Here is a 12,831-nt window from a genome sequence, read left to right as displayed (position 1 = left end):
GTTATAAGGTTGACGCTGAAAGTACATAAGTACCAATATAGGAATCTCACTTTTTTGATATCAAAAATATATGGAACTACGTTATTTACGCTACTTTGCCGCTGTCGCTTCAGCCCGCCACTTCACTCGGGCGGCAGAAACACTGGGTATCTCCCAGCCACCACTAAGTCAGCAAATTCAAAAGCTAGAGCGGGAGATAGGGACACCACTGTTACGCCGGTTGGCTCGCGGTGTTGAACTGACCGATGCGGGGAAAGCATTCTATGTGGATGCCTGTCATATATTGACGCTTACGGATGAAGCGATAGCGCGGGCTAAAAGTATCGCACGGGGGGAGACAGGTAAGTTGCGGGTAGGTTTTGCCAGTTCGACCGCCTTCCAGCCCTTGGTATTGCGCCTACTCCATGCCTATCGGGATAAATATCCTGAGGTGATCTTGTCCCCCAGCGAAGAGACGATGCCGGTATTAATGAATGATTTGCATAACGATCGCATCGACGTGGCATTTATTCGTCAGCCATGTGATGCCAGTAATGAATTTACCTGCAAGGTGCTGGTGGAGGAGGATATGTTGCTGGTGTTACCGCATAACCATCAGTTGCATCGCTGCCCACAAATCAATCTGCAAGCGATACAGCATGAAAAGTTGATTACTTTCCCACGGGAAGTGGCCCCAGGATTGTTTGATACCATTATTAGCGCTTGTTATCGTGCCGGATTTAAGCCGGAACTGGGGCAACAATCCCCCCAGTTGGTGTCCGCAATAGGGATGGTGTCAGCGGGATTTGGTTTTACTATCGTACCTCGTTCACTGACAACCATTCAGGCGAATAATGTCACTTATCATGAGATTGACGATAGTCTGTTAAAAACCAAAATTACTCTGGCATGGCGGCGGCATGAGCGCTCTGCTGCGGTACTGAATATGGTGAGCATCATCGCCGCCGAGGGCCAACAATAAACCTGTGTTAAGCCTCACTTGCCGTGATAAAGGGTAATTTCAGTGTAATGCGGGTGAATTTATCTGCTTCACTTAGGACGGTCACGCCATATTCGTTGCCATAGCGGACTTTAATTCGCCGATCGACCAAATTCATCCCTAGACCATCGCCGTTGGGTTGCGGCTGATACAAGCCAGCATTGTCTTCCACTTCCAGTATCAACGTATTGCCCTCTAGCTTACCGTGCAAGGTGATGCACCCGTTGCTGAACATTTGTGATATGCCGTGTTTGATGGCGTTTTCGACCACAGGTTGCAGGGAAAATGCCGGTAAACGCGCGTCCATCAGTTCATCAGGTAATAAGATTTCAACAGAGAGGCGGTCAGCAAAACGTGCCTTTTCTATTTCCAGATAAGCATTCACATGCTCAATTTCATCGCTCAACGTAACCACATCGTGGCTACGTTTGAGGTTCTTACGGAAGAAAGTCGATAAAGATAGCACCAACTTGCGGGCATGGTCTGGGTTACGGCGGATCACTACCGACAGAGTATTCAGTGCGTTAAAGAGGAAGTGAGGATTCACTTGCGCGTGCAGCAGTTTGATTTCTGATTGTGCCAATAGCTGTTTCTGCTGTTCAAATTCACCCGCCAGAATCTGGGCAGATAGCAGGTGAGCAATACCTTCACCCAATGTGCGGTTGATACTGGAGAACAATTTACTTTTGGGTTCATACAGTTTGATGCTACCAATTACCCGATGCTCTTCACCGCGTAGTGGGATAACTAACGTGGAACCCAGTTTGCAATTAGGGGAAATAGAGCAGGTATAAGGGACAGCATTGCCATCGGCATAAACCACCTGATTCAACTCAATCGCCCGGTGGGTATGGTCTGAGGTGATAGCACTCCCCACAAGGTGATGGTCTGCGCCAGTACCGATAAATGCCAGCAGTTTCTCGCGGTCGGTAATTGCCACCGCACCAACGCCCAGTTCCTCATACAAGATACGCGCCACCCGCATACTGTTTTGTTGGTCAAAACCATGGCGTAGTTGCCCCTCAGCCCGAGCGGCAATTTGCAGTGCTTTGGCTGAGAAGGCGGTGGTGTATTTTTCGAAAATAGCCCGCCGGTCCAACAAAATCCGCATAAACATGGCCGCACCAATGGTATTGGTGATCATCATCGGTAGGGCAATGTTTTCAACCAGCTCGACAGCTTCATGGAATGGGCGGGCAACGACCAAAATAATCAGCATTTGCAGGACTTCAGCGACCAGCGTAATACCCGCGACAATCAAGGGTTGGAACAGCAGGTCGAGGCGGTTTTTACGTATCAAATAGCTGTGGAGGAAACCACCCAGTAGCCCTTCAGCGACGGTAGACAACATACAGGCGGTGGCGGTCATCCCACCCATGGAGTAGCGGTGCAACCCACCGGTCAGCCCTACCAGAAAACCGACCGATGGCCCCCCCAAAACACCACCTAACACAGCGCCGATAGCACGGGTGTTGGCGATGGAGTCCTCAATATGCAAACCAAAGTAGGTGCCCATGATACAAAACATGGAAAACGTGAGATAGCACACCAGTTTGTGGGGCAACCGAATGGTAACCTGCATTAATGGTATAAACAGCGGTGTCTTACTTAACAGATAGGCGATCACCAGATACACACACATCTGTTGTAGCAGGGAGAAAATCAGTTCGACTTGGCTTACGCCCATATTGATAACCACAAATGCTAATTCTTGCCGCTATTGTAACCATATTTAGCCGCAGAAAGTTTTAACCGTCACCCCTTTTAAGCAAAAAGGGCCTGATAGTGGCAAACGTCAGCTCAGTTCCCTGTTTTGGGCACTTCTACTGACCGCTGTTATCCACACTACTTTTGCCGCCTTAATGTAGCGTTTTACGTCATTCATGCACGTCTTACACTATTTAAACGCTGTTTTTTTTGCTAATTCACATGAGAAAAAATTTCATTAATAGTAAGCCGATTTTTTCTGCGGCCTTTGACTATGCTTATAGTTTGGGTAAGAAAAGTGAGCTGACGAGGTTCTACTGTCAGAAAATGTGTATTAGGGCATTAAATCAACTAATTGGTTAATCATTGACCTTAGTCACTCTTTAAACACTAAATGGATTGCATGATGAAAAGGTCGGTTCTGCTGTCAGTGCTCAGAATTTGGCTCAAAATCATGCCGTTAATCATAGGAAGAAATCATGCCAGTACTTCCCGACCGTCAGGTGATTAATCAGATTATTTCCGGCCATTATGCCGATCCCTTTTCTATTTTGGGTATGCACCAAACTGCACAAGGGTTACAGATATGCGCATTGCTGCCAGATGCTAAAGAAGTCTGGCTGGTCGAAACGGAAAGTGGGCGCAACATTGCTCAATTGACCAGTGAAGACCCGCGCGGCTTTTTCATGGCTAAGCTTCCTCGTCGTAAAAGCCCGTTTCGTTATCAATTAGCGGTTACCTGGCAAGACAGTCCCCAAATTATTGAAGATCCCTACCGATTCGGAACGTTATTGCAGGATATTGACAGTTGGCTCTTGGCCGAAGGCACCCATTTACGCCCTTATGAACGTCTGGGGGGGCATTTGATGAGCCTTGATGGGGTCGCGGGGGTCAGTTTTGCCGTTTGGGCACCTAATGCCAAACGGGTGTCTGTGGTGGGGGAGTTTAACTTTTGGGATGGCCGCCGCCACCCGATGCGGTTACGGCGCGAAAATGGTATTTGGGAGCTATTCCTGCCCGGAGTACAGGCAGGCCAGTTGTACAAATTTGAGATAATAGACAGTAATGATCAGGTGCGGTTAAAAGCAGATCCTTATGCATTTGAGGCTCAGATGCGGCCAGAAACAGCCTCATTAGTCAGTCCGTTACCTGAAGTGGTGCCAAATACGCCAGCAAGACAAAAAGCCAATGATTTGCGCTCACCGGTTTCTATCTATGAAGTCCATCTCGGTTCGTGGCGTCGTCATACCGATGATAACTTTTGGCTCAGTTATGGTGAGTTGGCTGAGCAACTGGTCGAATACGTTAAATACATGGGATTTACCCATGTCGAATTACTGCCGATTAACGAACATCCGTTCGATGGCAGTTGGGGTTATCAGCCACTTGGGCTGTATGCGCCGACCCGCCGCTTTGGTACACCGCAGGATTTCAAAGATTTTGTCGCCAAATTCCATGCGGCGGGGATTAACGTCATCCTTGATTGGGTTCCTGGTCACTTCCCAAGCGATGAACATGGGCTCATGCAGTTTGATGGCACCTCGTTATATGAATATGCCGATCCGCGCGAAGGCTATCATCAGGATTGGAATACCCTGATTTATAACTATGGCCGTAATGAAGTTCGTAACTATTTGGCTGGCAATGCGTTTTACTGGATGGAACGTTTTGGTATCGACGCATTGCGTATTGATGCTGTGGCTTCGATGATTTATCGCGATTATAGCCGTGCTGAAGGGCAGTGGGTGCCTAACTATTACGGCGGGCGCGAAAATCTGGAAGCGATTGCTTTCCTGCGTTACACCAATCACACCATCGGCGTTGAGCGCCCAGGTGGTGTGACCATGGCGGAAGAATCGACCGATTTCCCTGGGGTGACATTACCGCCTGATGCCGGTGGATTAGGATTTAACTACAAATGGAATATGGGCTGGATGCATGACACCCTTAATTACATGCAGTGCGATCCGATTCACCGCAAATATCACCATAATCTGATGACTTTCGGTATGTTGTACGCTTATACCGAGAACTTTATCTTGCCTATCTCCCACGATGAAGTGGTCCACGGTAAGCGCTCGGTGCTCGATCGTATGCCGGGAGATGCCTGGCAGAAATTTGCCAACCTGCGTGCTTATTACGCGTTTATGTGGGCGCATCCCGGTAAAAAACTGCTGTTTATGGGCTGCGAGTTTGCTCAGGGGCGTGAGTGGAATTTCGATACCAGCCTGGACTGGCATTTACTGGATGATAAAAACGGCTGGCATAGTGGTGTGCAGCGTTTCGTTCGTGACCTGAACCACTGTTATCAACAACATGCGCCATTATATGAGTTGGATTATCAGTCTGATGGTTTTGAGTGGCTGGTGGTGGATGACCATGAAAATTCAGTGTTTGCTTTCTTGCGCCGTGATGCGAATGGTGGCGAACTGATTGCTATCAGTAATTTCACCCCAGTGCCGCGTTACAACTACCGTGTGGGTATTCCGCAGGGCGGGCATTATCGGGAAGTGCTTAATTCTGACTCTGAATTTTACTGCGGCAGTAATCTGGGTAATCAGGGCGGCATCTATAGCGATCATGTCGGTAGTCATAACCACGCGCATTCATTGTTGTTAACACTGCCGCCACTGTCGACTATCTATTTATTGCGGGAGGGATTTGTTGCGGGAGAGGGAGAATGACCCGCCTTACCCGTGGTTCCCCGGCACCGATTGGTGCTCATTTTGATGGGGATGGGATAAATTTCACGCTGTTTTCGGCCCATGCTGAAAAGGTGGAGTTGTGCCTGTTTGATGACAATAACCAAGAAGTGAGGATTGCATTGCCCACCCGCAGTGGCGACATCTGGCATGGCTATCTGCCCGGTGGTAAACCGGGGCAGCGCTATGGTTATCGGGTCAGCGGGCCATTTGATCCACAACAAGGGCATCGTTTTAACCCACATAAATTATTGATAGACCCCGGTGCGCATGCATTAGATCGCAAAGTGGCGGATGACTCAAGTTTAGAGTGCGGGGTTAATCAGCCCGATGAGCGCGACAGTGCTGCCGCTTTACCTAAATGTATTGTGTTACATGAAGAATATGACTGGCAGGGGGATAAGCCACCGGCTATTCCTTGGGGCAATACCGTAATTTATGAAGCCCATGTGCGTGGCTTAACCCAACTGCATCCTGATATTCCGGCTGACCTGCGTGGTAGCTACGCAGCGTTGGCTCATCCCATCATGATTGCCTATTTGCAAAACATGGGCGTGACCACACTGGAGTTGCTGCCAGTGCAATTCCACGTCGATGAACCTCGTTTACAGAAAATGGGGCTGAGCAATTATTGGGGCTATAACGTGCTGGCACCTTATGCTGTTGATCCTGATTATGCCTCGGGCCGTGAAGGTATATCCCCGCTGCGGGAGCTACGGGATGCAGTCAAAGCGTTGCATAAAGCGGGTATCGAAGTGATTCTGGATGTGGTGTTCAACCACAGCGCTGAACTGGATGTATTCGGCCCAACCCTGTGCCAGCGTGGTATCGATAATGCTAGCTACTACTGGCTTACCCCTGAGGGTGAATACGACAACATGACTGGCTGCGGCAATGCGCTGCGGCTTAATCATCCTAATGTTATGCAGTGGGTCATCGACTGCCTGCATCACTGGCTCGATAGCTGCCATGTTGATGGCTTCCGTTTTGATCTGGGAACCGTGCTGGGCCGCACGCCAGCTTTTGACCAACATGCCCCTTTATTTGCCGCACTGGCGGCGGATGAGCGGTTGAGTGCCTGCAAGATGATTGCCGAGCCTTGGGATATCGGCTTAGGGGGCTATCAACTGGGTAACTTCCCCACCGGTTTTAGTGAATGGAATGACCAGTACCGTGATGCGATGCGCCGTTTCTGGTTACGGGATGACTTACCTCTGGGGCTGTTTGCTCAGCATTTTGCCGCCTCAAGTCATCTTTTCCAGCAGCGGGAGCGTTTGCCTTCCGCCAGTATCAATCAAATTACCGCCCATGATGGTTTCACTTTGCAGGATTTGCTGTGTTTTAACCAAAAACACAATCAAATCAATGGTGAAGAAAACCGTGATGGCAGTGATAACAATCTTAGTAATAACTTTGGTAGCGAAGGGTTGGTGGCTGATGAGGCTATCTGGCAACGGCGTAAGTCTTGCCAGCGCGCATTGTTAGCCAGCTTATTACTCTCGCAGGGAACGCCAATGTTACTGGCCGGTGACGAGCATGGTCACAGCCAGCAAGGTAATAACAATGCATATTGTCAGAACAACATCCTCACCTGGCTCGACTGGGGCAGTGCGGATCGTTCATTAATGACATTTACCACCGATCTTATCCGGTTACGCCAACAAATTCCGGCCCTGACTAAGGACTCATGGTGGCAGGAAGGTGATGGCAATGTGCAATGGCTAGATAGTCAGGGGCAAGTGCTGAGTGATGCGGCTTGGGAACATGGCTGCCAGAAACGGCTGCAAATTCTGTTGTCTCAGCGCTGGCTGGTGGTGATTAACGCCACTGGTCAAGAGTGTGAAATACATTTACCTGCGGGGGAATGGGAGGTTGTTCCTCCTTTTGGGCCGTCAGAACCGATGGAATCATTCACCGTATGGAACGGATCCGCGCATGACATTTGCGTACTCGTACAGAAATCTTAAGGAGCCAGCCATGGTTAAATTCGAAAATAAAGATCCGTTGATGTTAGCCAGACAATTACCGAATAAGTCTGTGGCGCTGATTCTGGCCGGAGGTCGTGGTTCTCGCCTGAAAGATTTGACCGCCACCCGTGCCAAACCTGCGGTACATTTTGGTGGCAAGTTCCGTATCATCGATTTTGCGCTCTCTAACTGCCTGAATTCAGGTATTCGCCGTATCGGTGTCATTACCCAGTACCAGTCTCATACTCTGGTGCAGCATATTCAACGTGGTTGGTCATTCCTCAATGAGGAGATGAACGAGTTTGTTGATTTATTGCCTGCCCAACAACGTTTGAGTACCGAGCATTGGTACAAAGGTACTGCGGATGCAGTTTATCAAAATCTGGATATTATCCGCCGCTATGAGGCGGAATATGTCGTCATTCTGGCCGGTGATCACATCTACAAGATGGATTACTCGCGCATGCTTATTGACCATGTGGAGAAAGGTGCTGAGTGTACCGTTGCTTGTATCCCCGTCCCGATTAACGAGGCCCATGAGTTTGGGGTGATGGAGGTAGACGAGGATTACCAGATAACGGCGTTCTTTGAAAAACCTGCGAACCCACCTTCAATGCCTGGGCGGCCAGATATGGCGTTAGCCAGTATGGGGATCTATATTTTTAATGCCAATTATCTATTCAAGTTATTAGAAGAAGATATGAATACCCCCGGCTCGACGCATGATTTTGGTAAAGATTTGATTCCCAAGCTTACCGAGCAGAAGGCGGCTTGGGCACATCCATTTGATCTCTCCTGTGTGACATCCAATGCTGAATTGCCGCCTTATTGGCGTGATGTTGGGACATTGGATGCCTACTGGCGGGCCAACCTCGATTTAGCATCGGTAACCCCTGAGCTGGATATGTATGACCGTGCCTGGCCAATTCGTACCCATATGGAACCTTTGCCGCCGGCTAAGTTTGTCCAGGATCGCTCAGGTAGTCATGGCATGACCATGAATTCGCTGGTGTCTGGTGGTTGTATTGTGTCTGGCTCGGTAGTGGTGCACTCGGTGTTGTTCCCACGGGTGCGGGTGAATTCGTTTTGTACCATTGATTCCACGGTATTGCTGCCTGATGTCAATGTTGGCCGCTCGTGCCGTTTACGTCGCTGCATTATTGATCGCGCCTGTCATATCCCTGAAGGGATGGTTATCGGGGAGAACGCCGATGAAGATAGCGCCCGTTTTTATCGTTCTGAGGGGGGAGTGGTGTTAGTGACACGTGCGATGCTGGCTAAGTTGGCCGCAAAATAGGGCTATTTTATTTGCCATTTTGAACTTGGGCGGTGCTAAAAATCCTCACGTACTACGTGTACGCTCCGGTTTTTGCGCGCTGTCCGCGTTCAAATTGGCTGCAACAATAACGCCCATTTGGTTCATTTCTAGTTTATTAGATTAGACGTAAGCCAAAACCAAATGGAAGGATCAGGAAAAATGATGCGGGTTCTACACGTATGTTCTGAGTTATTCCCTTTGTTGAAAACAGGGGGATTGGCTGATGTTGTCGGCGCTTTACCTGCCGCACAAATTGCTGAAGGGGCTGATGTTCGGGTCATGCTACCGGGCTTCCCTGATTTGCACCGTGGTATACCAGATACTGTACTGGTCCGGGAGATCGACACCTTTGCTGGGCGAGTCTCTCTGCGTTACGGCCATTATGAGGGTATTGGCATCTATCTTATTGATGCGCCGTGGTTGTATGACCGAGCTGGCAGCCCTTACCACGACCAGTCGTTGAATGCCTATGCCGATAACTATCGCCGCTTTGCCTTGCTGGGGTGGATGGCGTGTGAACTGGCTTGTGGGCTGGATGGCTACTGGCGTCCAGAGGTCGTGCATGCCCATGACTGGCACGCTGGGCTGGCCTGCGCTTATCTGGCCGCGCGTGGTAGACCAGCACGGTCGGTATTTACCGTCCATAATTTGGCTTATCAGGGGCTATTTTCAGGGCATCATTTGGCTGAACTACAACTTCCTGCTGCATTTTTCCAAATGTACGGGCTGGAATTCTACGGTCAAATTTCCTATCTGAAAGCCGGGTTGTTCTTTGCTGATCATGTCACCACCGTCAGCCCGACCTACGCCAAAGAGATTACCCAACCTGCTTTTGGTTACGGCATGGAAGGGCTACTGCAAGAGCGTGCCAGTCAGGGGCGTTTGACCGGCATTCTTAACGGGGTGGATGGCAATATTTGGGATCCACAGAGTGATACCTTGCTGCATGCCTGCTATGACGCAGAGAACCTGCAAGAAAAAGCCATCAACAAAGTGCATCTGCAAACGACGATGGGGTTGGAGGTGACAGATAAGAAACCTGTTTTTGCCGTGGTCAGTAGATTGACTGAGCAAAAAGGGTTGGATTTGGTGTTGGACGCTTTGCCTGAATTACTGAAGTTGGGTGGGCAATTGGCGGTCTTGGGGGCGGGAGATGCCATTCTACAAGAGGCGTTTTTGGCGGCAGCGGCAGACTATTCCGGCCAGGTTGGGGTACAAATTGGTTATCACGAGGCATTTTCTCACCGAATCATTGCCGGTGCAGATGTGATCCTGGTGCCTAGCCGCTTTGAACCTTGTGGGTTAACGCAGTTATATGGTTTGAAATATGGCACTTTGCCACTGGTCCGGCATACGGGCGGGTTGGCAGATACCGTGGTGGATTGCGCGCTGGAAAATCTGGCGGATGGCAGCGCCTCGGGGTTTGTGTTTGATGAATGCGATGCGCAGGCATTGGTGCGGGCAATACGCCGTGCTTTTGTTCTGTGGAGCCGGCCAAAACATTGGCGTCATGTTCAGCGCCATGCAATGGGGTTGGACTTTGGTTGGCAAGTAGCTGCTGGTCAATATCTGTCACTTTATCGGCGTCTCTAATTGTCGATTTGTTGTAACCACGAATTGGGAAAACCGCTATGACATCACCGTTCAGTTATACCTCACCCGTTGTCAGTGTGGATGCGCTGAAACACTCGATTGCCTACAAATTGATGTTTATTGTTGGCAAAGATCCCTCGATTGCGACTCAGCACGACTGGCTGAATGCGACATTGTTTGCGGTACGTGATCGGATGGTAGAGCGCTGGCTGCGTTCTAACCGTGCGCAATTATCACAAGATGTGCGTCAGGTTTACTATCTATCGATGGAGTTTTTGTTGGGGCGAACGCTTTCTAATGCACTGCTATCGATGGGGATTTATGAAGATATCGAACAGGCACTGGACGAGATGGGCCTTAACCTGTCTGAGTTATTGCAAGAAGAAAACGACCCTGGATTAGGCAATGGTGGCTTGGGCCGACTGGCGGCATGCTTTCTGGATTCATTGGCAACGCTGGCACTACCGGGCCGTGGCTACGGCATCCGCTACGAATATGGCATGTTCAGCCAGAAAATAGTGGATGGTCAACAGATGGAGTCGCCAGATAACTGGCTGGAATACGGCAATGCCTGGGAATTCCCACGTCATAATACCCGCTATAAAGTGCGCTTCGGTGGGCGAATTCAGCAGGAAGGCAGTAAAACCCGCTGGCTGGAAACCGAAGAAATCCTTGCCTGTGCTTATGATCAAATTATCCCCGGCTTTGATACGGATGCCACTAATACACTGCGCTTATGGTCCGCGCAGGCCAGTAATGAAATCAATCTGGGTAAATTCAATCAGGGTGATTACTTTGCTGCGGTTGAAGATAAAAACCATTCAGAAAACGTATCACGAGTGCTGTATCCCGATGACTCTACCTATTCCGGCCGTGAATTACGTTTACGACAAGAGTACTTTCTCGTGTCGGCGACGGTGCAGGATATCCTCAGCCGCCACTGGGCCATGCACCAAACATTCGATAATCTGGCAGATAAGATTGCTATTCATCTCAATGATACTCACCCGGTCCTTTCCATTCCTGAAATGATGCGTCTGTTGATCGACGAACATAAGTTTAGTTGGATGGAGGCATGGGATGTTGTGCAGCAGGTGTTCTCATACACCAATCACACGTTGATGACCGAAGCGCTGGAAACTTGGCCAATCGACATGATCGGCAAGATCCTGCCGCGCCATCTGCAAATCATTTTTGATATCAATGATCATTTCCTCAAACTGGTACAGGAACAATATCCGTCTGAACCCGAACTGTTATCACGGGTCTCTATTATTGATGAAACTCATGGGCGGAAGGTACGAATGGCATGGCTTGCGGTGATCGCCAGCCATAAAGTTAACGGTGTGTCTGCCCTGCATTCCGAGCTTATGGTGCAGTCGCTGTTTGCCGATTTCGCTCACATTTTCCCTAATCGCTTCTGCAATAAAACCAACGGAGTGACACCACGGCGTTGGCTGGGGCTGGCTAACCGGCCACTGGCGAAAGTTCTGGATGAGAGTATCGGTCATCATTGGCGGACTGATCTTAGCCAACTCAGTGAACTGGAAAAAAACCTCGATTACCCCAGCTTCTTGCAGGCATTACAAAAGGCCAAGCTGGAGAACAAAAAACGGCTGGCGATTTACATTGCGGAAAAGCTCAATATTGTGGTTAATCCGGCGGCGCTGTTTGATGTACAGATCAAGCGTATTCATGAGTACAAACGGCAACTGCTGAATGTGTTGCACGTTATCACTCGCTATAACCGTATTCTCGAAGCACCGGATGATAAATGGGTGCCACGCGTGGTGATTTTTGCCGGTAAAGCGGCATCAGCGTATTACAATGCTAAGCAAATCATTCGGTTGATCAATGATGTAGCGAAAGTGATCAACAATGATCCTCGGATTAATAATCTGCTTAAAGTGGTATTTATTCCGAACTATAGCGTGAGTTTGGCGCAGTTGATCATTCCGGCCGCAGACCTATCGGAACAGATTTCGCTGGCGGGAACCGAGGCTTCAGGTACCAGTAATATGAAGTTTGCCCTTAACGGGGCGCTGACAATCGGCACACTGGATGGGGCCAACGTCGAAATCCGCGAACATGTAGGCGAAAAGAATATCTTTATCTTCGGTAACACCACCGAACAGGTCGAAGCGCTGCGCAACAACGGTTATAACCCGCGGAAATATTACGATGAAGATCCTGAACTGCATCTGGCATTGACGCAAATGGCGACGGGCACCTTTAGTCCCGAAGACCCTAAACGCTATACCAGCTTGTTCGATTCACTGGTCAATTTTGGTGATCACTACCAGCTATTGGCCGATTATCGCAGCTATGTGGATACTCAAGAGCAAGTTGATAATCTATATCGCCATTCGGACGAATGGACGCGCAAAACGTTACTCAATATTGCCAATATGGGTTACTTCTCTTCAGATCGTACCATTGAGGAATATGCCAATGAGATTTGGCATATTAAACCTATCAGGCTGTAGTTATATCCACTGAGTTAATAATAAAAACCCTCTTCAACAGTGAAGAGGGTTTTTTTAAACAGATCGACGCGCCGGATGG

General features: G+C 49.2%; 7 protein-coding genes. 6 read left to right on the top strand and 1 reads right to left on the bottom strand.

The annotated features are described in order from the left end of the window. The first annotated feature begins 70 nt into the window (after positions 1-70). A complete protein-coding gene (locus EL015_RS20485) occupies positions 71-961 on the top strand; it encodes a LysR family transcriptional regulator (RefSeq protein ID WP_005186025.1) in 891 nt (296 codons plus the stop codon). A gap of 7 nt (positions 962-968) precedes the next feature. On the opposite strand, the gene EL015_RS20480 is transcribed toward EL015_RS20485, so the two are convergent. Then, a complete protein-coding gene (locus EL015_RS20480) occupies positions 969-2,666 on the bottom strand; it encodes a sensor histidine kinase (protein WP_032906560.1) in 1,698 nt (565 codons plus the stop codon). Between the two features lie 499 nt (positions 2,667-3,165). Here EL015_RS20480 and glgB point away from each other — a divergent pair, with 499 nt between their 5' ends. From glgB to glgP, 5 genes are all read left to right on the top strand, one after another. Further along, complete coding sequence (glgB, locus tag EL015_RS20475; RefSeq protein WP_005186030.1) at positions 3,166-5,370, top strand: 1,4-alpha-glucan branching protein GlgB; 2,205 nt, start codon at positions 3,166-3,168, stop codon at positions 5,368-5,370. After that, positions 5,367-7,355, top strand: coding sequence for a glycogen debranching protein GlgX (glgX, locus tag EL015_RS20470; protein WP_032906562.1), 1,989 nt, complete (start codon positions 5,367-5,369; stop codon positions 7,353-7,355). Before glgB ends, glgX begins: the two co-directional genes overlap by 4 nt. A 10-nt stretch (positions 7,356-7,365) precedes the next feature. Then, positions 7,366-8,652, top strand: coding sequence for a glucose-1-phosphate adenylyltransferase (gene glgC / locus EL015_RS20465; protein ID WP_005186037.1), 1,287 nt, complete (start codon positions 7,366-7,368; stop codon positions 8,650-8,652). 183 nt (positions 8,653-8,835) lie between these two features. Then, positions 8,836-10,266: a glycogen synthase GlgA gene (gene glgA, locus EL015_RS20460; RefSeq protein ID WP_032906612.1), complete on the top strand. Its 1,431-nt coding sequence runs from the start codon at positions 8,836-8,838 to the stop codon at positions 10,264-10,266. Positions 10,267-10,304: 38 nt separating this feature from the next. Continuing rightward, on the top strand, positions 10,305-12,752 hold the full coding sequence (glgP, locus tag EL015_RS20455) for a glycogen phosphorylase (RefSeq protein ID WP_005186043.1): 2,448 nt from the start codon (positions 10,305-10,307) through the stop codon (positions 12,750-12,752). The last annotated feature ends 79 nt before the right edge of the window (positions 12,753-12,831 follow it).

This window comes from Yersinia intermedia (genome assembly GCF_900635455.1).
Classification (GTDB): domain Bacteria; phylum Pseudomonadota; class Gammaproteobacteria; order Enterobacterales; family Enterobacteriaceae; genus Yersinia; species Yersinia intermedia.
The sequence above is the reverse complement of the archived record's forward strand: the minus strand, read 5'-3'. Positions and strand labels throughout refer to the sequence as shown.